At 74.6% G+C, this 21,365-nt stretch carries 18 protein-coding genes; 4 read left to right on the plus strand and 14 right to left on the minus strand.

All coding sequences use genetic code 11. The annotated features are described in order from the left end of the window. Nucleotides 1–14: 14 nt before the first annotated feature. From ACI78R_RS11915 to ACI78R_RS11935, 5 genes are read right to left on the minus strand one after another with little or no spacing between them, the layout of a single operon-like run. Nucleotides 15–851 carry an ATP-binding cassette domain-containing protein gene (locus ACI78R_RS11915; RefSeq protein WP_336028013.1) on the minus strand — a complete coding sequence of 279 codons (837 nt, stop codon included), beginning with the start codon at nucleotides 849–851 and terminating at the stop codon, nucleotides 15–17. Continuing rightward, a complete protein-coding gene (locus tag ACI78R_RS11920) occupies nucleotides 851–1,843 on the minus strand; it encodes an ABC transporter ATP-binding protein (protein WP_457040880.1) in 993 nt (330 codons plus the stop codon). Before ACI78R_RS11920 ends, ACI78R_RS11915 begins: the two co-directional genes overlap by 1 nt. Beyond that, nucleotides 1,840–2,751, minus strand: a complete 912-nt coding sequence (locus ACI78R_RS11925) for an ABC transporter permease (protein WP_457040881.1) — start codon at nucleotides 2,749–2,751, stop codon at nucleotides 1,840–1,842. The genes ACI78R_RS11920 and ACI78R_RS11925 overlap by 4 nt, the downstream gene beginning before the upstream one ends. Next, on the minus strand, nucleotides 2,748–3,692 hold the full coding sequence (locus ACI78R_RS11930) for an ABC transporter permease (RefSeq protein WP_457040882.1): 945 nt from the start codon (nucleotides 3,690–3,692) through the stop codon (nucleotides 2,748–2,750). The genes ACI78R_RS11925 and ACI78R_RS11930 overlap by 4 nt, the downstream gene beginning before the upstream one ends. Then, on the minus strand, nucleotides 3,689–5,230 hold the full coding sequence (locus tag ACI78R_RS11935; RefSeq protein ID WP_457040883.1) for an ABC transporter substrate-binding protein: 1,542 nt from the start codon (nucleotides 5,228–5,230) through the stop codon (nucleotides 3,689–3,691). The genes ACI78R_RS11930 and ACI78R_RS11935 overlap by 4 nt, the downstream gene beginning before the upstream one ends. Before the next feature lie 126 nt (nucleotides 5,231–5,356). On the opposite strand from ACI78R_RS11935, the gene ACI78R_RS11940 reads away from it, so the two are divergent. The 4 genes from ACI78R_RS11940 (at nucleotide 5,357) to ACI78R_RS11955 (ending at nucleotide 10,342) form a co-directional block, all read left to right on the plus strand. Then, complete coding sequence (locus ACI78R_RS11940) at nucleotides 5,357–6,934, plus strand: class I adenylate-forming enzyme family protein (protein WP_457040884.1); 1,578 nt, start codon at nucleotides 5,357–5,359, stop codon at nucleotides 6,932–6,934. Next, the gene (locus tag ACI78R_RS11945) at nucleotides 6,931–7,881 is read left to right on the plus strand and encodes a fumarylacetoacetate hydrolase family protein (RefSeq protein WP_457040885.1); all 951 of its coding nucleotides are present in this window, start codon (nucleotides 6,931–6,933) and stop codon (nucleotides 7,879–7,881) included. The genes ACI78R_RS11940 and ACI78R_RS11945 overlap by 4 nt, the downstream gene beginning before the upstream one ends. A gap of 3 nt (nucleotides 7,882–7,884) precedes the next feature. Then, a complete protein-coding gene (locus tag ACI78R_RS11950; RefSeq protein WP_457040886.1) occupies nucleotides 7,885–8,826 on the plus strand; it encodes an MBL fold metallo-hydrolase in 942 nt (313 codons plus the stop codon). A gap of 64 nt (nucleotides 8,827–8,890) precedes the next feature. Next, complete coding sequence (locus ACI78R_RS11955; RefSeq protein ID WP_457040887.1) at nucleotides 8,891–10,342, plus strand: hypothetical protein; 1,452 nt, start codon at nucleotides 8,891–8,893, stop codon at nucleotides 10,340–10,342. A 202-nt stretch (nucleotides 10,343–10,544) separates the two neighbouring features. Here the strand turns inward: ACI78R_RS11955 and ACI78R_RS11960 are convergent, their stop codons facing one another. The 9 genes from ACI78R_RS11960 to ACI78R_RS12000 all read right to left on the minus strand — a co-directional run bounded on the left by ACI78R_RS11960 (nucleotide 10,545) and on the right by ACI78R_RS12000 (nucleotide 21,261). Beyond that, a complete protein-coding gene (locus tag ACI78R_RS11960; RefSeq protein WP_457040888.1) occupies nucleotides 10,545–12,095 on the minus strand; it encodes a DEAD/DEAH box helicase in 1,551 nt (516 codons plus the stop codon). Between the two features lie 236 nt (nucleotides 12,096–12,331). Further along, nucleotides 12,332–13,408, minus strand: coding sequence for an adenosine deaminase (locus ACI78R_RS11965; RefSeq protein ID WP_457040889.1), 1,077 nt, complete (start codon nucleotides 13,406–13,408; stop codon nucleotides 12,332–12,334). Nucleotides 13,409–13,572: 164 nt separating this feature from the next. Continuing rightward, a complete protein-coding gene (locus tag ACI78R_RS11970) occupies nucleotides 13,573–14,400 on the minus strand; it encodes an ABC transporter permease (RefSeq protein WP_073421481.1) in 828 nt (275 codons plus the stop codon). Then, complete coding sequence (locus ACI78R_RS11975; RefSeq protein ID WP_457040890.1) at nucleotides 14,397–15,305, minus strand: ABC transporter ATP-binding protein; 909 nt, start codon at nucleotides 15,303–15,305, stop codon at nucleotides 14,397–14,399. The genes ACI78R_RS11970 and ACI78R_RS11975 overlap by 4 nt, the downstream gene beginning before the upstream one ends. Before the next feature lie 88 nt (nucleotides 15,306–15,393). Further along, entirely contained in the window at nucleotides 15,394–16,665 is a 1,272-nt protein-coding gene (locus ACI78R_RS11980) for a thymidine phosphorylase (RefSeq protein WP_457040891.1), read from the minus strand. Continuing rightward, nucleotides 16,665–17,108 (minus strand): cytidine deaminase, encoded by a 444-nt coding sequence (locus ACI78R_RS11985; protein WP_457040892.1) that lies wholly within the window; start codon nucleotides 17,106–17,108, stop codon nucleotides 16,665–16,667. The genes ACI78R_RS11980 and ACI78R_RS11985 overlap by 1 nt, the downstream gene beginning before the upstream one ends. Continuing rightward, nucleotides 17,109–18,392: an ABC transporter permease gene (locus ACI78R_RS11990; RefSeq protein ID WP_139253015.1), complete on the minus strand. Its 1,284-nt coding sequence runs from the start codon at nucleotides 18,390–18,392 to the stop codon at nucleotides 17,109–17,111. After that, nucleotides 18,389–19,645 carry an ABC transporter permease gene (locus ACI78R_RS11995; protein ID WP_457040893.1) on the minus strand — a complete coding sequence of 419 codons (1,257 nt, stop codon included), beginning with the start codon at nucleotides 19,643–19,645 and terminating at the stop codon, nucleotides 18,389–18,391. The genes ACI78R_RS11990 and ACI78R_RS11995 overlap by 4 nt, the downstream gene beginning before the upstream one ends. Then, a complete protein-coding gene (locus ACI78R_RS12000; protein ID WP_457040894.1) occupies nucleotides 19,642–21,261 on the minus strand; it encodes an ABC transporter ATP-binding protein in 1,620 nt (539 codons plus the stop codon). The genes ACI78R_RS11995 and ACI78R_RS12000 overlap by 4 nt, the downstream gene beginning before the upstream one ends. Between the last annotated feature and the right edge of the window lie 104 nt (nucleotides 21,262–21,365).

Consider the following 21,365-nt stretch of genomic DNA (forward strand, 5'->3'; position numbering starts at 1 on the left):
GTTCGTGACATCGTTCACACCCGCCTCGCGACTCTCGGGACCGCGTCGAGCAGTGCGCGGGTGTAGTCCTCCTGCGGGGCGGACCACACCCGGTCGGCGTCGCCGGTCTCCACGACGGCCCCGCGGCGCATCACGGCGACGCGGTGGCTGACGTGGCGGACGACGGCCAGGTCGTGGGAGATGAACAGGTAGCTGACCCCGAGCTCGCGCTGCAGGTCCTCCAGCAGCGTGATGATCGAGGCCTGGGTGGACACGTCGAGGGCCGACACCGCCTCGTCGCAGATGATCAGCCGCGGGCCCAGGGCCAGCGCGCGGGCGATGGCCAGCCGCTGGCGCTGCCCGCCGGAGAACTCGTACGGGTAGCGCATGGCCGCCCGCCGGTCGAGGCCCACCTGGTCGAGCAGCTCGGCGGCCCGGCGGTGCCGGTCCCGCCGGCCGAGGCCGCCGGCGTACTTCAGCGGCTCGGTGATGATGTCGGCGACGATCCAGGACGGGTCCAGCGACGAGTAGGGGTCCTGGAAGACCATCTGCACGTCGCGTCGCAGTCCGCGCAGGCCGGCCCGGTCGGCGGCCGTCACGTCCTGTCCGCCGAGGTGCACCGTGCCGGAGTCGGGGTCGATGAGCCGGGCGACGAGCCGGCCGGTGGTGCTCTTGCCGGAGCCGGACTCGCCGACCAGGCCGAGCGTGCGCCCCGCCTCGAGCTCGAAGGACACCGCGTCGACGGCGGTCAGCCGCTCCCGGGGCCGGCCGAGCAGGTCGCGGCGGGTGACGAAGGTCTTCGTCAGCTCGCGGACGACCAGCAGCGGCGGGGCCGGCGCCGTCGTGGGGGGCGTCTGCAGCGTCTCCGGCATCAGGCGATCCCCTGCAGCTCGATGTCGCGCGCCAGCAGGCAGCGGGCGCGGTGCCCGGACAGCACCTCGTCCAGGACGGGCGGGGTGACGTCGCACAGGCCCTCGCGGGCGTGCGGGCACCGGGGGTGGAACCGGCAGCCGCCGGGGAGGTCGAGCGGGCCGGGCACCAGGCCGGGGATGCCCCGCAGCCGCTCGCGGCCGTGCTCGGCCGGCAGGCACGCCAGCAGTCCCTCGGTGTAGGGGTGCTGCGGCCGCCAGAAGAGCTCCTCGGTGGGTGCCTGCTCCACGACCTGGCCGGCGTACATGACGACGACGCGGTCGCTGATCTGGGAGATGACGCCCATGTCGTGGGTGACGAACAGGACGCCCATGCCGAGGCGCTCCTGCAGGCCGGCGAGCAGTTCGAGGATCTGCTTCTGCACGGTGACGTCGAGCGCCGTCGTCGGCTCGTCGGCGATCAGCAGGTCCGGCTCGCAGGCCAGCGCGATGGCGATCATCACCCGCTGGCGCATGCCGCCGGAGAAGGTGTGCGGGTAGTCCTCCACCCGCTTCGGGGCGTCGGGGATGCCCACCAGCTCGAGCAGCTCCACGGCCCGCCTCCGGGCCGCGCCGCGGGACAGGCCGCGGTGCCGGCGCAGCACCGCGGCGATCTGCTCGCCGACGCGGAACGCCGGGTCGAGGCTGGTCATCGGCTCCTGGAAGATCATCGACACCGCGTTGCCGCGGACGTCGCTGAGCCGCGACTCCGGCAGGCCGCGCAACTCGCGCCCGTCGAGCCGGATGGAGCCGGCGGCGATCCGCGAGGACCGCGGCGGCAGCAGCCCCATGACCGCCAGCGAGGTCACCGACTTGCCACAGCCGGACTCGCCGAGCAGGCCGAGGGTCTCCCCACGCCCGATGGTGAACGACACGTCGTCGACGACGCGCGCCCAGCCCTGCGCCGTCGCGAACTCGACGGCGAGACCCTCCACCTCCAGCAGCACGTCGGTCACTGGGTGGGCCTCCTGACCTCGCGCCCGAGGGAGTCCCGGACGCCGTCGCCGATGACGTTGAAGGCGAGGACGGTCACGAGGATCGCCAGGCCGGGGATGAGCACCAGGTGCGGGCTCTGCTCGAAGAAGCGCGTGGAGCGGCCGAGCATCGAGCCCCACGAGGAGTCCGGCGGCTGCACGCCCAGGCCGAGGAAGCTGATGCTCGCCTCGAACAGGATCGCGAAGCCCATCGCCAGCGAGATCTGCACGACCAGCGGTGAGAGCGCGTTGGGCAGGACGTGGCCGGTGATGATCGACCGGGACGACCCGCCGACGCTGCGCGCCGCCTCGATGAACGTCTCCTCGCGGACGGCGAGCGTGCTGGCCCGGGTGAGCCGGAAGAACTGCGGCGCGTATACGACGCCGATCGCGATCATCGCGCTGGTGAGGTCGGGCTCGAGGAAGCCCACGATCGCCAGCGCCAGCAGCAGCGCGGGGATGCTCATGATCGCGTCGGCGAACCGGCTGAACACGACGTCGACCCAGCCGCGCAGGTAGCCGGCGGCCAGCCCGATCGGGACGCCGAGCAGGATCCCGATCGCGGTGGCCTGGACGGCCGCGAGCAGCGAGATGCGGCCGGCGTAGAGCATCCGGGAGTACACGTCGCGGCCGAGGTCGTCGGTGCCGAACCAGTGCTCCCCGTTGGGCGCCTGCAGCCGGTCGGTGAGCACCTGGGTGTCGGGGTCGTGGGTGGCCAGGAGCGGGGCCAGCAGCGCCGCGAGGGCGACGAGCAGCACGACGACGAGCGCGACGACGGCGGGCCGCTCGCGGCGGAACCGGCGCACGAAGCGCTGGCGCGGGGACTCCGGCCGGTCGGTGAGCGGCTGCTCGCCGGCACCGGGCGCGGCCGGTCGGCGGATGGTGGTCACGAGGTGCGCACCTTCGGGTTGACCAGGCCGTAGCTCACGTCCACGACCAGGTTGACGAGGAGGACGATGACGGTGATCAGCAGGACGCAGCCCTGGATCACCGGGATGTCCCGGTCGAAGACCGCGTCGACCGCCAGCGAGCCGACGCCGTTGAGGTTGAAGATGATCTCGACGACGGTGGCCAGGCCGAACAGGCGGGCGACCTGCAGCCCCGCCACCGTGATGACCGGCATGGCGGCGTTCTTGAGGGCGTAGCGCCGCACGATCGTCCCCGGCCGCAGGCCCTTGGCCCGGTGGGTGCGGATGAAGTCCCGCTCCAGGACGTCGGACATGCTCGCCCGCATCTGCCGCGCCAGCTCCGCGGCCACCGCCGTCGCCAGCGTGACGGCCGGCAGCGTGATGCTGCGCAGCCAGCCGACCGGGTCCTCGGAGAACGGGACGTAGCCCCCCGAGGGGAACCACTCGAGCTTCAGCGCGAAGAAGGTGACCAGCAGCAGGCCGAGCCAGAAGTTCGGCACCGCGAGCCCCACCGACGTCGTGACGGTGAGGACCCGGTCGGCCAGCCGGCCCCGGCGGTTGGCGGCCAGGACGCCGATCGCCGTGCCGACGACCGAGGCCAGCAGGAAGGCCACGAACACCAGGGACAGGGTGACCGGCAGCCGGTCGGCCAGGGCGTCGGCGACCGAGTAGCTGGTGTAGAGGGAGGTGCCCAGGTCCCCCTGCACCGCCGCGGCCAGCCAGCGCCCGTACCGCACCGGGATCGGGTCGTCGAGCCCGAGGTCCTCGCGGATGGCCTCGACCTGCTCGGGCGTCGCGGAGTCACCCGCGATCGCCAGGGCCTGGTCGCCCGGGATGATGAGGATGAGCCCCCACACCACCAGGGTCACGAGGAAGACCAGCGGGACGAGCGCGAGGAGCCTCCTCGCCACCATGCGGATCATGCGCTGACCGTCACCCCGCGGAAGTCGAACAGGCCGGTCAGCGTCGACTCGAGACCCGACACCTGCTCGGTGTGGACGAAGGTGTTGGTCGCGTTGCAGACGACGATCTGCGTGGCGTCCTCGGCCATCACCGCCGAGAGCTCCTGGTAGGCCGGCGCCCGGTCCTCCTGCGTCGTCGCGGACAGGCCCTCGAGCGCCAGCCGGTCGATGTCGGGGTTGGTGTAGCCGCCGGGGTTGAGCGTGCCCTGCGCCGACAACAGCGTGGCGACGGTCTTGGCGGGGTCGGTCGCGCCGGGCCAGTTGCTGAAGTACATGTCGGCCTCGCCTCCGACGAAGCGCGACAGCAGCTCGGTGGGCTCCAGCGAGGTGACGGTCAGGTCGATGCCGACCTCGGACAGCTGCGCCTGGATCGCCTCCAGCTGCGCCGTGTAGAACGGCACGTTGATCACGACGGCGTCGAGGGACAGGTCCTCCTGACCGGCCTCGGCCAGCAGCTCCCGCGCCCGCTCGGGGTTGTACTCCGGGGCCTCGACGTCGGGGTTGTGGGCCCAGTAGTCCTCGGGGAACAGCTGCGCGCTGGGCGTGCAGCGGCCGGCCTGCAGCGCGTCGCTGATGCCCTGCCGGTCGATGGCCAGGCTGATGGCCTCGCGCACCCGCTGGTCGGACAGCGCCGGCCCGCTCTTGTTGAGGAAGAGGGTGAACGAGCCCAGCGACGCCTCGGACTCCACGGTGACGCCGGGGCCCTCGGCCGCCTCCACCTGATCGGGGTTGAGCTGCGTCGCGTCGGCCTGGCCGCCGCTCACCGCCCGCAGCCGCACCTCGGGGTCGAGCTGCATCTGGATCTCGAGCCCGCCGAGGGTCTGCACGTCGGGGGCCCAGTAGTCCTCGGTGCGCTCGTAGCGGATGGTGACGCCGGGCTGGTGCTCGGTGACGCGGTACGGGCCGGTGCCCACCGGGCGGAGGTCGAGGTCGGGGTTGGCGAAGGCGGCGGGGCTGACCATCATCCCGGCGCGGTCGGCGAGCAGGGCCGGCAGCGAGCCGGCGGGGGCGCCGAGACGCAGGTCGACGGTGCGCGGGTCGACGACGACGGCCTCGGTGACCGCGGCGAGGTCGGCCTTGAGCGAGGAGTTCGGCAGGCTCTTCGCGCGGTCGATGTTGGCCTTGACCGCCTCGGCGTCGAACGGCGTGCCGTCGTGGAAGACGACGCCCTCGCGCAGGGTCAGGCGCAGCGTCTGGTCGCCGTCGGTGAACTCCCAGGACTCCGCCAGCATCGGCTGCAGCTCGCCGTCGGGCGTCACGTCGACCAGCCGGTCGTACACCGGGTACAGGTAGACGTTCACGAACTGGTTGGTCGTGGTCGCGGGGTCGTAGTTGCTCCCTGCCGGGGTCCCGAACGAGAAGCGGAGGACCGCGTTCTCGTCGGCCGGACCGGCCGAGGACCCCGAGTCGCCGCCGCTGCCGGCCGTCGACCCCCCGTCCGAGCCACAGGCGGTCACGAGGGCGGCCGCCACCACCACGGCGAGCATCCGGATGCGCATCTCGTCTCCCTTGACAGGTGTGATCCAGGCCATGTTTATATTCAATTGATTGTTGTGGCAAGACCCTTCTCGTCCGAGCCCCCTCCCGCCCTCGCCGCCCGGCCCTTCCCGTGGGGAGTCCGCATCGTGGAGCGCCCAGACCCCAGCCGGCCGACCTTCGCCGCCCTGTGGGCAGGGGCCGTGCGCGAGCACGCCGGCCGGCCGTTCCTGGTGTTCGAGGACGAGGACGGCCGTGCCACCACGTGGACCTACGCGGAGTTCGACGCGCTGGTCACGCGCACGGCGGCGGGGCTGGCCGCCCGCGGGGTGGGCCGCGGCGACCGGGTGTTGCTGGTGCTGCCCAACTGCGTCGCGTTCGTCGCCGTCTGGCTCGCCTGCGCGGTGCTCGGCGCGACCTTCAGCAGCAGCGACCCGCGCGCCCGCGCCCCGGAGATCGCCCACCAGCACGGGCGGCTGCGCCCCCGGCTGGTCGTCTGCGGCCCCGACCAGGCCGCGCAGGTCCCGGCCGGCGACGCCACCCTGGTGGTGCCGACCGGGCCCGACGGGGCCGTCGGCGGGCTGGCGGCCGGCGGCTCCCTGGACGGCGCGCCGGCAGCCCCGCCCGCCGCGGAGGACGACCTGAGCGTCCTGTTCACGTCCGGCACCACGTCGGCCCCGAAGGGCGTCGTCGTCAGCCAGGGCGTCTACGCGCACACCGGACGGGTCATGGCGGAGGCCGCGGGCCTCGGTGCGGAGTCGCGGTTCCTCGTCGCGCTCCCCCTCTTCCACGCCAACGCCCAGTACTACTGCTTCGCCGCCGCCGTCGCCGTCGGCGCCTCCGTCGCGCTGGTGCCCGCGTTCTCCGCCACCCGGTACCTGGCCCAGCTCGAGCGACTAGGGGCCACGCACGCGTCGCTGTTCGCCGCGCCGCTGCGGATGGTCCTGGCCCGCGGCGGCGACCGCCCGCTGCGGCGCCCGCTGGAGCACATGTGGTTCGCCCAGGACCTGACCGCCGACGAGTACGCGGCGGTGTCCCGGCTGGTCGGCTGCGCGCCGCGGCAGCTCTACGGCATGACCGAGACCGGCCCGGCGGTGCTGAGCCAGACCGTCGGTGGTGCGGGCCCCGCCGGGCTCGGCGGCGTCACCCCCGGCTGCGCCGTCCGCCTCGGCGACCTGGCCACGGGCACCCCGCTCGTCCCGCCCGCGCACGGCGAGATCCAGGTGGGCGGCGTCCCGGGCCGCACCGTGTTCACCGGCTACCTCGACGACCCGCACGCCCTGCAGGCCGTGCTGGCAGGCACCGGGCCCGACGGCGAGGTGTGGTTCCGCACCGGCGACCGGGCCGCGGTCGGACCCGACGGCACCTGGTCGTTCGCCGGCCGCGGCAGCGAGCAGCTCAAGGTCGCCGGCGAGAACGTGTCGGCCGTCGAGATCGAGCAGGTCATCGCCCGCCATCCCGGCGTCTTCGAGGTCGCCGTCACCGGCCGGCCCGACCCGCTGCGCACCGAGGTCCCCGTGGCCCACGTGGTGCCGGCGGGCCCGGCCGCGGCCGACCTGGCCGCGTCGGTGTTGGCCTGGTGCGCCGAGCACCTGTCCCCCGCCAAGCGACCGCACGAGGTCCACGTCGTCCCGGAGCTCCCCCGGACCTCCGTCGGCAAGATCCGCAAGTTCCTGCTCACGGCCGACCGCCGGCCTGAGCCCGGCCACCAGGAGGCACAGCCATGAGATGGGTGACCTACGACGCCGACGGGACCGACCGCGTCGGCCTGCTGCTCGACGACCGGGTCCACGGCCTGCCGCCGGGGACGGCGCTGCTCGACCTGCTCGGCGACGACGGGACCCGGCTGCGCGAGGCCGGTGAGCGCGCGACGTCGGACCCCGACGACGTCCGCCCGTTCGCCGGGGCGACGCTGCGGGCGCCGCTGCAGCCGCCGGCGATGCGCGACTTCCTGTGCTTCCTGCAGCACATGCGCAACTGCCGGGCCGGGCTCGGCGCGTCCGCGCAGCTGGACCCGGAGTGGGAGCAGATCCCGGCGTTCTACTTCACCAACCCGGTTGCGGTGATCGGGCCGCACGACCCCGTGCCGGTCCCGCCGGGCTGCGAGCGCTTCGACTTCGAGCTCGAGGTGGCCGCCGTGGTCGGGCGGGCCGGGTCCGACCTCGACCCGGCGACCGCCGCCGATCACATCGCCGGCTACACGATCTTCAACGACTGGAGCGCGCGCGACCTGCAGGCCCGCGAGATGCGCCTGGGCCTCGGCCCGGCGAAGGGCAAGGACAGCTCGACGACGCTGGGCCCGGTCTTCGTCACCGCCGACGAGCTCGCGCCGCACGCCAGCGGCAACTCCTTCGCCCTGGACATGCGGGTCTGGGTCAACGACGAGGAGGTCGGCGGCGGGTCGATGGACCAGATGGACTGGTCGTGGGGGGAGATCGCCGCCTACGCCTCGCGCGGCACCACGCTGCGGCCCGGCGACGTCCTCGGCTCCGGCACGGTCCCGACCGGGTGCCTGTTCGAGCACTTCTCCCTCAGCGGCGGCGACGCCGGCGACGGCTTCCGCGGCTGGCTCAAGCCGGGCGACCGCGTGCGCATGCGCGTCGAGGGGATCGGCGAGATCGAGAACGAGGTCGTGCCGGGCCCCGCCGTGCACCTCCTGCGGACCGGGTTCTGAGCCGTGGCCGACCTCGAGTACAGCCGCGGCCTGCACGACCTCGGCGGCGGGTGCCACGCCTGGCTGGAGCCCGACGGGAGCTGGGGCTGGAGCAACGCCGGCCTGGTCGTCGGCGACGGGGAGTCGCTGCTGTTCGACACCCTCTTCGACGTCCCGATGACGCGCGCCATGCTCGACGGGATGGCCGGGCTGACCGGCTCCGCGCCGATCCGGACGGTGGTGAACAGCCACTCCAACGGCGACCACTGGTTCGGCAACCAGCTCTTCCCCGACGCCCGCATCCTCACCTCGGCGGCCACCGCGGAGGAGATGCGGCACTCCGGGCCCGAGCTGATCATGGGCCTGCGCGACTCCCCGGGAGGGCCGGGCCGGTTCGCGCGCGAGATCTTCGCGCCGTTCGACTGGACCGACTGCGACCCGCTCCGCCCCACCGACACCTTCACGGGGCGGCGCGACCTCGACGTCGGCGGCGTCGAGGTCCAGCTGCTGGAGCTCGGGCCGGCGCACACGGCCGGCGACAGCGTCGCGTGGGTGCCCTCCGCCGGGGTGCTCTTCACCGGCGACCTGCTGTTCATCGGCGGGACGCCGATCATCTGGGCCGGCCCGCTGCGCAACTGGGTCCGGGCCTGCGACACCATGCTCGCCCTGGAGCCGGCCCACGTCGTCCCCGGGCACGGGCCGGTCACCGACGGCGCCGGCATCCGGCAGGTCCGCGAGTACCTCCTGTTCGTCGAGGAGGAGGCGACGAAGCGGTTCGAGGCGGGGATGGACCCGGTGGAGGCGATGCACGACATCGCGCTGGGCCGGTTCGGCGAGTGGGCGGAGTCCGGGCGCATCGCGCAGAACGTGATGGCGGTGTACCTCGAGCTCGACCCGACGCTTGAGAAGCCCGACACCCGCGAGGTCTTCGCCCGGGTGGCGACCATGGAGGGCTTCCGGGACTGAGCCGGGAGGTCCGGCCGGGACCACGCGCAGCGGGCTCCCGGTCGGACCCGGCAGGATGGGCTCCGTGGCCAGGCCCAGCATCGTCCCCATCGCGCTCACCGTCGACGACCGAACCGGTTACACGCTGTGGGCGCCGCCGTGGGAGGAGGACGGCGAGGAGTGGCAGGCGTTCCTCGGCACGTCCGAGGGCGAGACCGCCACGGTGCACCTGTTCCCGACCCCGTCGGCGCTGGCCGCGTTCTGCCGCACGCGCACCGACCACGACCTCGCCGACCACCCGGTCTGGCCGGTCGTCACCGGGCTGGGCGCGGAGGACCTGACGCCCGACGACGACCACCGCTACGACCTCGACGGCGTCTACGACACCGCCGCGGAGAGCCCCGACCGGTGGGCGGTCGAGGAGCTGGCGGCCACCATCGACATCGTCAGCCGGCTGGCCGAGTGCCTGGACACCGCCGGCGCCGACGACGAGGACGCCCCGCCCGCCCGCACCGACGGGGACGCCGACGACGACGAGGACCTCGAGGACGAGGAGACCGAGTTCCCGGCGCTGGCCGAGCTGGTCGCCCGCCCGGAGATCGGCTCCCTGGGCCTGGGCGTCGACGCCTTCGTGGGCCGCTCCGGCGAGGACGCCTGGGTCGGTGTCGGCGGGGCGCTCGACGAGCTGTGGGAGGACGTGATCGAGGAGCTGTCCGGTCACCTGGACTGGACCGGCTCCGGCACCACCACGGTCGACGCCTACCCCACGGCCGACGACGAGGACCTCGACGACGACCTGGGCGGGGACGACGACGACGAGGACGACGCCCCGGCGGAGCGCACGGTCGCGCTCGGCTCCGACGGCAGCGGCAACCGCCCGGCCGCCGAGTCCACCGCGGCCGCGCCCGCGGAGGCCGCGACCGCCGGGATGAGCACCATCCGCGGCGGCAGCCGGATCACCGCCACCCCGGCCGCCGTCGCCGCGGCCGCGGAGTTCTGGGAGGCGGTGGGGATCCTGCCGGTCGAGCTGGTGGTCCCCGACGGCGCCGGCGTGACGCTGCGCTGCTACGTCGACGACGTCGCCCGCTTCCTCGGCCGCGACGGCGAGATCTGGCTCTTCGACACCCCGGCCCAGCTCGCCCGGTTCATCGCCGGCGACGAGGACCACGACCTCACCGAGATCGCCTCGTGGCCGGAGGTCGCCGACACCGACACCCTCCCGCTGCCGGCCGAGCAGGACCGCTACGACCTGACCGAGCTCTCGGAGGTGCTGGCCGAGGTCGCCGGCGGCGCGGCCGGGCTGGTCGACCACGGCACGCTGGCGCAGCCGGTGGAGGGCGTGCGCGACGTCGCCGAGTACGCCGGGCTGTCCCGGGTCGAGGAGCTGCTGGCGCCGGGGACGCCGCTCGGCCGGGCGGTGGCGATCGGCGAGCGCGAGCCGGGCACCCCGCTGCGGGCGGAGGACGCCGCGGCGCTGCGGACCGCGTGGGACGAGGTCGTCACCGAGGTCGGCGGGGCGCTGGTCTTCCGCCGCTGACACCCGTGCTCCGTGTCCGGCCCGGACCCGGAGCACGACAGTTCTCCCTGGAGCGGTCGTGCTCTGCCCCGGCCCGGTGGGCAGAGCACGAGGCGGCTCGTCGGGACCCTCGTGCTCTGCCCCGCCCCCGTGGGCAGAGCACGACCCGGCTCCGGACAGCACAGCGGCCGGCCCCCGGGACGGGGACCGGCCGCTGTGTGCGTCAGTCGCGGGCGGGCGCCGGACGGTCGGGACGACCGCCGCGCTCCCCCGGCCCGCGGGACCGGTCGCGCTCGCCGTACGGACGGCGCGGGCGCTCGCCCTCGCCGAACGGACGGCGGGGACGGTCGCCCTCACCGGCGGGCCGGCGGGGCCGGTCGCCGTCGCGGCGGCCGCGGTCTCCCTCGCCGTACGAGCGGCGGGGACGGTCGCCGTCACGGCGCGGACGCCGGCCGCCGGGGCCGCCGTGCGGACGGCGGGACTCCCGCGCCGGACGCTCGATCGGCTCCACCGGCACGCCGCTGGCGACGAGCTCGGCGATCGGGGCGTCGCCCGGCCGGATGCGGTCGACGCGCGGGTCGACCTTCGCCTGCCGGAACCGGCGCTTGGCCTGGCCGACCTGGTCGGGCAGCAGCAGCGAGACCACGACACCGGCGGCACCGGCGCGGGCGGTGCGGCCCGAGCGGTGCAGGTAGGTCTTGTGGTCGGCCGGCGGGTCGTAGTGCAGCACCAGCGAGACGTCGTCGACGTGGATGCCGCGCGCGGCGACGTCGGTGGCCACCAGGACCGGGCTGCGGGCGTCCATGAACGCCTCCAGGGCCCGGCGGCGCGCCGACTGGGGCAGCCCGCCGTGGATCGCCTCGGCCTTGATGCCGACGGCCTTGAGGTTCTCCGTCAGCCGGTCGACGCCGAGCTGGGTGCGCGCGAAGACGATGGTGCGGCCCGGGCGGGCGGCCAGCTCCTGCGTCACGGGCACCTTGTCGCGGAACGCGAGGCTGTAGGCCAGGTGCTCGGCCGGCGGGGCGTCGTCACCGGGGCGCTTGACCTCGTGCCGGGCCGGGTCCTTGAGGTAGCGGCGGACCAGGGTGTCGACCTCGCCGTCCAGCGTGGCCGAGAACAGCAGCCGCTGGGCGTCGGGGCGGGTCTGGTCGAGCAGCTCCTGCACGACCGGCAGGAAGCCGAGGTCGGACATGAAGTCGGCCTCGTCGACCACGCTGACCTCCACCTCGGCGAGGGTGGCCTCGCCCTGGGCGATGAGGTCCTGCAGCCGGCCGGGGGTGGCGACGACGACGTCGACGCCGCGGCGCAGCTGGGTGATCTGGCGGTGCATCGGGGCGCCGCCGTAGACGGTGACGAACTGGGCGCCGATGGCCTGGCCCAGCGGGGCGAGGTTGTCGGCGACCTGCTGGGCCAGCTCGCGCGTGGGCACCAGCACGAGGGCGCGGGGCGCCCGGGGGCCGCGGCGGGCGGTGAGGCCCATGCGGGCGAGCATCGGCAGGCCGAAGGCCAGCGTCTTGCCCGAACCGGTGGCGGCCTTGCCCAGCACGTCGCGCCCGGCGAGGGCATCGGGCAGGACGGTGGCCTGGATGGCGAACGGCGCGCGGATGTCGCGCCGCTCGAGCGCCGTCACCAGCTGCTGGGGCAGGCCCAGCGCGGCGAAGGAGGGCCCGGCCGGCTCGGGCGCCGGCGCGGGGGTGGTCTCGGTGTCGAGCGAGGTGTCGAGCAGGGTGTCGAGCGGGGTGTCGACGGCGTCGACGGGGTCGAACGAGGTCATGCGGGTGTGGGACTCCGATACAGCTCGGGCGCGTCCCGTGGTTGTTGCGCGGGCGCCACCCCCGGCGTCGGGGTCCGGCGTCCTCACTGGCGGTCGCGGCGTCGCGGGACGCGGCGGACCTGCACGGATGCGCTCATGCCCGGACGGACCGTCCGGGAGGATGTCCGGCGAGTGCCGGCACACCCACGGTAGCAGCGGAGATCACCCGTCCATTCCGGCGCGGGCGGTGGGGGTGGTCACCCGCGCAGCGCGGCGTACCCCGGCCGGACGACGTCGATGAGCAGCCGGGCGCGGACGGCGTCGTCGGCGAAGGCCGCGCCCAGCGCGCGCTCGGTGACCGCCTGGACGTCGTCCCAGCCCCAGCCGTGCGCGGCGGCGACGTCGGCCAGCTCGCTGGTCACCGACACCCCGCTCATCAGCCGGTTGTCGGTGTTGACCGTGACGGCGAACCCGAGCCGGTGCAGCCGGTCGACCGGGTGCGCGGCGATCGAGGGGTAGGCGCCGGTCTGGACGTTCGACGACGGCGCGACCTCCAGCGGGACCTGCGCGTCGAGCACGCGCTGCGCGACGGGGCCGAGCGGGCCGTCCGCGGGGACCTCGTCGGCGATGCGCACGCCGTGGCCGAGCCGCTCCGCGCGGGCGCCGTCGAGGGCGGCGCGGATGCTGTCGATGCCGGCGGCCTCCCCGGCGTGGATGGTGCGGTGCGCGCCGGCCCGGTCGAGCAGCGCGATGGCCTCGGGGTGCCGGTCCGGCGGGAAGCCGATCTCCGGGCCGGCCAGGTCGAACCCGACGACGCCGGCGTCGCGGTAGCGGACGACGAGGCCCGCGACCTCCTCCCACCGGTCGGCCTGGCGCATCGCGCACAGCAGCGCGCCGACGGTGATCGGGGTGCCCGCGGCGGCGGCCTCGGCGCTGCCCTGCGCGAAGCCGTCCAGGATCGCCTCGACCGCCTCCTCGATCGGCGTGCCGCCGGCGGTCACGAGCTCCGGCGCCATGCGCACCTCGGCGTAGACGACGCCGTCGGCGGCGAGGTCCAGCGCGCACTCGCGGGCCACCCGGCGCACGGCCTCGGGCCGCTGCATCACGCCGACGGTGTGCGCGAACGTCTCCAGGTAGCGCACGAGCGACCCGGAGTCGGCGGCCTCCCGGAACCAGCGGCCCAGTGCCTCGGCGTCACCGGCCGGCAGGTCGCGGTAGCCCGCCTCGTCGGCGAGCTCGAGCACCGTCTGCGGCCGCAGACCGCCGTCGAGGTGGTCGTGCAGCAGGACCTTGGGGGCGCGGCGGATCGAGTCGGCGTCGAGCGGTGCGGGCACCCCGGCACCGTATACAGCCGCCGCTCGGGAGCCGGGGACGGCCGCCCGGCCGGGAGTGGACCGGTCGCGGGGGCCCGGAGGGCCTCCCGACCGGGACACGGGGATGGGCTCAGCGGCCGCCGGGGACGGCACCTGGCCGCGGTGTCGGCCGGGGGCCGACGATGTCACCGCGTGCCGCGCTCCTGCCAGCGGAAGGTCAGGACGCACAGCACCAGCCCGGCCAGGCACCAGGCACCGAGCACCAGGGCGACCCGCCCGAGCTCCCAGGTGCCGGCCGGCTCGGATGCGGCGAGCGCGTCGGGCAGGAACACCGAGCGCAGGCCCTGGGCCATCCACTTGAGCGGGAAGAAGGACGCAACCGTCTGCATCCAGGTGGGCACCTGGCTGAACTGGAAGAAGACGCCGGAGATGAACTGCAGCACCAGCGCGATCGGCGTGACGGTGGCCGACGCCGACCGGCCGTTGCGCGCCAGCGAGGACACCGCGATGCCGAGCAGCGTGCACGCGGCGGCGCCCAGCGCGGTCACCCAGGCGAAGGTCAGCCAGTCCGCGCCGGTGGGCAGGTCGACGTCGTAGAAGACGACGCCGACGAGCAGCAGGATCGCGATGATGAGGACCGTGACGGCGAGGACCTGCACGACCTTGCCGACGAAGTAGGCGCTGCGCGGCATCGGGGTGCCGTAGAGCGACTTGAGCGTGCCGTCAGCCCGCTCGGTCGCGATGGAGATCGCCATGTTCTGCAGGCTCGCCCCGAGGATGCCCGCGGCGATCACGCCGGCCACGAAGTACTGGGTGAAGCTGACCCCGCTGCCGAGGTCGTAGTCCAGCACCGCGCCGAAGACGACGAGCAGCAGCACGGGGAACACGAGGGTGAAGACCACCGACTCGCGCTGCCGGAAGAACTCCTTGAGCTCCACGCCGGCGCGGGAGCGGTAGACGGCGCCCAGCGAGGGAAGCGCTGGGGTGGTGCGGTCGGTCGTCGCGGCGCTCACGCGCGCTCCTCCCCGATCATCTGCAGGTAGACGTCCTCGAGGGTCGGCCGGGCCACGGCCAGGTCGGGCACCTCGCCGCCGAAGCGCGCGGCCAGGTCGCGGACCAGCGCGGTGGGGGCGCCGGTGGCCTCGGTCCGCCGCACGCCGTCCTCGGTCCAGGTCACCACGGCCGGCGCCCGGCCCCGCCCGCCCAGCTCCGAGGGGACGGCGACCTCCGCCAGCCGGCCGCGGGCGATCACGCCGACCCGGTCGGCGAGCGCCTCGGCCTCGTCGAGGTAGTGGGTGGTCAGGAGCATGGTGGTGCCCAGGTCGCGCAGCGACCGGATCAGCGACCAGAACTGCCGGCGGGCCTCGGGGTCGAAGCCGGTGGTCGGCTCGTCGAGGAACAGCAGGGTGGGCCGGCCGACGATGCCGAGCGCGACGTCGAGCCGGCGGCGCTGCCCGCCCGACAGCGACCGGCCACGCGAGCCCGCCTTCTCCGTCAGGCCGACCAGCTCGAGCACCTCGTCGGGATCCCGCGGGTCGGGGAAGTAGGACGCCTGCGCCCGCAGCAGCTCGCGGCAGGTGAGCTGGCTGTCGCCCGCGCCGGACTGCAGCACGATGCCCAGCTGCGCCTTCCACCGGCGCCCGCCCGAGGCCGGGTCGATGCCGAGCACCCGCACCTCGCCGCCGTCGCGGTCGCGGAAGCCCTCGCAGATCTCGACCGTCGTCGTCTTGCCGGCGCCGTTGGGGCCGAGCAGCGCGAAGATCTCCCCCCGGCGGATGTCGAGGTCGAGGCCGTCGACGGCGGTGGCGGCGCCGTAGCGCTTCACCAGCCCGCGGACCGAGATCGCCGCGTCCGGGTCGAGGGGCGCCCCGGCCTGCGGGGCGGCGGCGGAGGTCGGCGCCGCGGACGTGCTGGTCACGAGGACCCAGTCTGCTCCTCGGTTCCGGCCCTGCGCCGACCGCCCTCCGTGCGCATGTCCGCGGACGTGCGCACGGAGGGCCCGCTCGTCAAGCCGAGATGCGGTCCAGCAGCAGCGGCAGCGGCTCGTCGCCGGTGTCCACGCCGACCGCACCCTCCAGCGCCTCCAGCGCCCGCTCGATGCGCGCGGGGTCGTCGGTGTGCAGCTCCAGCAGCGGCTGGCCCTCGGTCACCTGCTCCCCCACCGTCGCCGTCCAGGTGACGCCGGCCGCGGCCGACACCGGGTCCTCCTTGCGCGCCCGCCCGGCCCCGAGCCGCCACGCGGCGACACCGAGGGCGTAGGCGTCCAGCCGGGTCAGCGTCCCGGTGGCGGGGGCGGTCACGACGTGCCGCTCCGCCGGCTGCGGCAGCGGAGCGTCGGGGTCCCCGCCCTGCGCGGCGACCATCCGCCGCCACACGTCCATGGCCCGGCCGTCGCGCAGCGCGTCGGCGGGGTCGACGTCGGGCCGCCCGGCGCCGGTGAGCATCTCGCGCGCCAGGGCGAGGGTCAGCTCGACGACGTCGGCCGGGCCGCCGCCGGCGAGCACCTCCACCGACTCGGCCACCTCGACGGCGTTGCCCGCGGCGCGGCCGAGCGGCCGGTCCATCGCGGTCACCAGCGCCACGGTGTTCACCCCGGCCGCCTCGCCCAGGCCGACCATCGTGCGGGCCAGCTCGCGGGAGGCCTCCGGGTCCTTCATGAACGCCCCGGACCCGGTCTTGACGTCGAGCACGAGCGCGTCGGCGCCCTCGGCGATCTTCTTGCTCATGATCGAGCTGGCGATCAGCGGGATCGACTCGACAGTCGCCGTCACGTCTCGCAGCGCGTAGAGCTTCTTGTCCGCGGGCGCGAGGTCGTGCCCGGCCGCGCAGATCACCGCGCCCACGTCGGCGAGCTGCCGCAGGTAGGCGTCCTCGTGCACGTCGGCGCGCCAGCCGGGGATCGACTCGAGCTTGTCCAGCGTGCCGCCGGTGTGCCCGAGGCCGCGCCCCGACAGCTGCGGCACGGCGACCCCGCACGCGGCGACCAGCGGCGCCAGCGGCAGCGTGATCTTGTCGCCCACCCCGCCGGTGGAGTGCTTGTCGGCGGTCGGGCGGCCCAGCGAGGACAGGTCCTTGCGCTCGCCGGAGTCGATCATCGCCTGCGTCCAGACCGACAGCTCGCCCGGCGACATGCCCCGGAAGAACACCGCCATGAGCAGCGCGCTCATCTGCTCGTCGGGGACGGTGCCGTCGGTGTAGGCGCCGATGACCCAGCGGATCTGATCGGGCGTGAGCTCCCCGCCGTCGCGCTTGGCGCGCAGCACGTCGATGGCGTCCATCAGCCCCGTCCCCCCTCGCCCGCGCCCGCGCCGCCGTCCCGGGCGGCCGCGGCCACCAGGTCCTCGGGGCCGAAGGCGTCGGGCAGCACCTCGCGCATGGGCACGATGCCCAGCGACACCGTCTCGATGAGCATGTCGGCGCCGCCGTGCTCCCACAGCAGCTGGCGGCAGCGCCCACAGGGCATGAGCGGCTGCCCGTCGCCGCCGACGCACGCCACCGCGACCAGCCGGCCGCCGCCGGTGCGGGCGAGGTCGCTGACCATCCCGCACTCGGCGCACAGCCCCAGGCCGTAGCTGGCGTTCTCGACGTTGCAGCCGGTGACCAGCCGGCCGTCGTCGACCAGCCCGGCCACGCCCACGGGGAACCGCGAGTACGGCGCGTAGGCGTGCGTCATGGCCTCCCGCGCCGCGCTGCGCAGCGCCTCCCAGTCGACGTCCGCCATCTAGTGCTCTCCTCGTCGGTAGACCAGACCGTCGGCCTTGGGCATCCGCAGCCGCTGGGACGCCAGCGACAGGACCAGCAGCGTGGTCAGGTGCGGCGTGAACGACACCAGGCCCGGCGGCAGCTCGTCGACGGTGAGGAAGCCGACCAGCGCGGCCGCGGCCACGACGGCGGCGATACCGGCGGGCAGCAGCTTGCCGCGCCGGGCCTGCACGACCGCGATGACCGCGAGCAGGATCGCCACCAGCAGGAACAGCGCGACGACGGCGGAGCGGCTGCGCAGCTGCAGCGCGTCGGTGAACCCGAACAGGCCGGCGCCGGCCGCAAGCCCGCCGGGGCGCCAGTTGCCGAAGATCAGCGCGGCGAGGCCGATGAACCCGCGCCCGTTGACCTGGCCCTCGCGGTAGATCCCGGCGATGAAGACGAGGAAGACGCCCCCCAGGCCGGCCAGCGCGCCGGAGATGACCACCGCGATGTACTTGAGGCGGTAGACCGGCACGCCGAGCGAGTCGGCGGCGGCCGGGTTCTCCCCGCACGAGCGCAGGCGCAGCCCGAAGGAGGTGCGCCACAGCAGCAGGTAGCTCGCCGGGACGAGCAGCACCGCGATGAGCGTCAGCAGGCCGATGCCGCTGGTGAGCCCGCGCAGGATGCCCGCCACGTCGCTGACGAGGAACCAGCGCTGGCGCTCCAGTGAGCCGAGCAGGTCCGGCCCGGAGGACAACACAGGTACCGAGAACGACGGCGGGTTGCCGTCGACCGGCGGGGACTGCGTGACACCACCGCCGGCCGGGTTGTCGGTGTAGAGCAGCTCGGAGAGGAACCGCACGACGCCGCCGGCCAGGATGTTGATCGCCACGCCGGAGACCACGTGGTCGACGCCGAAGGTGACGGTGGCCAGCGCGTGCAGCAGGCCGCCGACCGCGCCGAACAGCAGCCCGCCGACGACGGCGGCGCCCCAGCCCCACTGGTAGCCGGCGAACCCGGCGCCCCAGGTGCCGAGCGTCATCATCCCGTCGAGGCCGATGTTGACGACGCCGGCGCGCTCGGCGAACAGGCCGCCCAGCGCGGCCAGGCCGATCGGCACCGCCAGCAGCAGGGCCGCGGCGATCGTCGAGGAGCTGGTGAGCTGCGCCTCGCCGCTGATCACCCGGACCAGCGAGACGAGCAGCACGACGCCCAGCAGCAGCCACATCAGGCGGCGGGACCGCCCGCCGCCGGTGAACAGGTCGGTCAGCGGCCCGCGGCTCGGCCGGGTCCCGCTGGGTGGGGTGGCCACGGTGCTCACAGCTCGGACTCCTGACGCTCGTCGGAACGCTGGCCTGCCCCGGCCGACCGGCTGACGCCGGCCCCGGTGCCCACCCCGCCGTCGGCGGCGCCGCCGTCGGACGCGGCGCCCGAGGCGGCCTGCCCCGGGCCGGTGCTGCCGTCGCCGGCGACGACGGCCGGGGCCGCCGAGCCGCGCTCCGCGGAGCGGCGGGCCACCCGGCGGGCGATCTCGTTGGCCACGACGACGGCGAGCACGATCGTGCCCTGGATGATCGTGACGACCGAGGCCGGGAAGTCCTGGATCTGCAGCGGCACCAGCGACCGGTCGAGGAAGGCGAACAGCAGCGCGCCGAGGGCGATGCCGACGGGCTTGTTGCGGCCGAGCAGCGCCACCGCGATGCCGAGGAAGCCCAGCCCCGAGGTGAAGTCGGTGGTGTAGGCGTGGGTGGAGCCGAGCAGGTCGGGCATGCCGATCAGCCCGGCGACGGCGCCCGACAGCAGCATCGTCTTGACGACCATGCCGCGGGAGTCGACGCCGCTGGCGCTGGCCGCCGACGGCGACAGGCCCGCCGCGCGCAGGTCGAACCCGAAGCGGGTGCGGTTGAGCAGCACGGCGATGACCGCGCCCACCACGACCGCGACGAGCAGGAAGCCGTAGAGCTGCCGCGGCGGGGTGGCCAGGCCGAGCACCCCGAAGACGCCGTTGAGGCTCGGCATCCAGCCGGACTCGGGGATCTCGGCGGTGGCGATGATCGAGGCGCCCTCGGGGCTGCCCCGCAGCGGGCCGGTGAGCAGGAACGAGGCGATGCCCAGCGCGATGACGTTGAGCATGATCGAGCTGATGACCTCGCTGACGCCGCGGGTCACCTTGAGCACCGCGACGATGCCGGCCCAGATGGCGGCCACGGCCATCGCCACGACCACGATGAGCAGCACGTGCAGCGGGCCCGGCAGCGCGACGGCGGCACCGACGCCCGCGGCGAGGATCGTGGCCAGCCGGTACTGGCCCTCGACGCCGATGTTGAACAGGCCCATGCGGAAGGCGATGGCCACCGCGAGGCCGGCCAGGAACAGCGGCACCGCCCGGTTGAGGATCACCACGAGGGCGGTGACCTGCTGGGACGGGGTGTCGCCGAAGTCGACCATGACGGCGAAGACCTCGAACGGGTCCACCTGCAGCGCGGCCATGACGGCCGAGGAGATGACGACGGCGACGACGACGGCGAGGACCGGCGCGAAGAGCGCCAGCCCGATCTTGCGGAGGACGTTCACGCCGCACCCGCCGCCGTCCGGGCCCCGGTCATGTACCCGCCGAGCTCCTCGGGGGTGACCGCGGACGGGTCGAGGGTGGCCACCAGCCGGCCGCGCAGCATGACGTGCAGCGTGTCGGACAGGCCGATCAGCTCGTCGAGGTCGGCCGAGATGAGCAGGATGCCCATCCCCTCGGCGCGGGCCTCCTCGAGCAGCCGCCAGATCGCCCCCTGCGCGCCGACGTCGACACCGCGGGTCGGGTGGGCGGCGAGCAGCAGCCGCGGGGCGGCGCTCATCTCGCGGCCGACGATCAGCTTCTGCTGGTTGCCACCGGACAGCGCGACGGCCAGGGTGTCCGGGCCCGGGGCGCGGACGTCGTAGTCGCGCATGATCCGCGCGGTGTCGGTGCGCGCGCCGCGGCGGTCGATGAAGGGTCCCTTGACCGCCGGCGGCCGGGTCTGGTGTCCGAGGATGCGGTTCTCCCACAGCGGCGCCTCGAGCAGCATGCCCTGGCGGTGGCGGTCCTCGGGGATGAACCCGAGTCCGGCGTCGCGGCGGGCGCGGGTGCTCCACGCGGTGATGTCGTCGGGGCCGAGCAGCACGGTGCCGGCGGCGAGGGCGCGCAGGCCCATGACGGCGTCGACGAGCTCGGCCTGGCCGTTGCCCTCGACGCCGGCGATGCCCACGACCTCGCCCTCGCGGACGGTCAGCGTGACGTCGTCGACCGGCGGGCGGCCGGTGGGCGCGGCGACGGTGACGTCGCGCAGCTGGAGCACCGGCGTCTCGCGCACGGTGGAGGTGCGGATCTCCGGCGAGGGCAGCTCGGTGCCGACCATGAGCTCGGCGAGCTGGCGCGCCGTCGTCGTCTTCGGGTCGGCGGTGCCGACGGTGGTGCCGCGGCGGATGACGGTGATCGAGTCGGCGACCTTGCGGACCTCGTCGAGCTTGTGCGAGATGAAGATGACCGTCAGGCCCTCGCGCTTGAGCTCGGCGAGGTTGCCGAACAGCTCGTCGACCTCCTGCGGCACGAGGACCGCGGTCGGCTCGTCGAGGATCAGCGTCGTGGCACCGCGGTAGAGCACCTTGGCGATCTCGACCCGCTGCCGGTCGCCGACGCCGAGGTCCTCGACGAGGACGTCGGGGTCGAGGCCGAGGGCGTAGGCGTCGGAGATCTCGCGGATCCGCCGGCGGGCCTCCGCGCCGATGCCGTGCGCCTTCTCCGCGCCCAGCACCACGTTCTCCAGCACGGTCAGGTAGTCGGCCAGCATGAAGTGCTGGTGCACCATGCCGATCCCCGCGGCGATCGCGTCGGCGGGGCTCTTGAAGTGCACCTCGCGCCCGTGCAGCAGGATCGAGCCCTCGTCGGGGCGGTGCATCCCGTAGAGGGTCTTCATCAGCGTCGACTTGCCGGCGCCGTTCTCCCCCACGATCGCGTGCACCTCGCCGCGCCGGACGCGCAGCTCGATGTCCTTGTTGGCGACGACGCCGGGGAAGCGCTTGGTGATGCCGCGCAGCTCGACGGCGAGCGGCGCCCCCGCGGCAGCGCCGCCGTCCTCGCCGTGCGCCCCGGTCGCGCCCTTGCCCAGGTCGGTCGGCGTTCCCGCCGAGCCGCCTGCCGGGGAGCCTGGTGTGGCCATGGTGGGCCCCTCCTGCGTTCCTGCGGCCCGCGGGTGCGCGGGCACGCGTCCACTCTGCTGCACCGGCGGCGCGGGATCGACCGCGGTCTCCGGCGTGCGCACCG

The sequence above is a fragment of the Geodermatophilus sp. SYSU D01106 genome (assembly GCF_054049995.1).

Excerpts from the sequence above, each read along its gene's own strand:
- ACI78R_RS11960 (WP_457040888.1), bottom strand. The coding sequence starts at position 12,095 with ATGACCTCGTTCGACCCCGTCGACGCCGTCGACACCCCGCTCGACACC.
- ACI78R_RS11945 (WP_457040885.1), top strand. The coding sequence starts at position 6,931 with ATGAGATGGGTGACCTACGACGCCGACGGGACCGACCGCGTCGGCCTG.
- ACI78R_RS12000 (WP_457040894.1), bottom strand. The coding sequence starts at position 21,261 with ATGGCCACACCAGGCTCCCCGGCAGGCGGCTCGGCGGGAACGCCGACC.
- ACI78R_RS11915 (WP_336028013.1), bottom strand. The coding sequence starts at position 851 with ATGCCGGAGACGCTGCAGACGCCCCCCACGACGGCGCCGGCCCCGCCG.
- ACI78R_RS11935 (WP_457040883.1), bottom strand. The coding sequence starts at position 5,230 with ATGCGCATCCGGATGCTCGCCGTGGTGGTGGCGGCCGCCCTCGTGACC.
- ACI78R_RS11985 (WP_457040892.1), bottom strand. The coding sequence starts at position 17,108 with ATGGCGGACGTCGACTGGGAGGCGCTGCGCAGCGCGGCGCGGGAGGCC.
- ACI78R_RS11930 (WP_457040882.1), bottom strand. The coding sequence starts at position 3,692 with ATGATCCGCATGGTGGCGAGGAGGCTCCTCGCGCTCGTCCCGCTGGTC.
- ACI78R_RS11980 (WP_457040891.1), bottom strand. The coding sequence starts at position 16,665 with ATGGACGCCATCGACGTGCTGCGCGCCAAGCGCGACGGCGGGGAGCTC.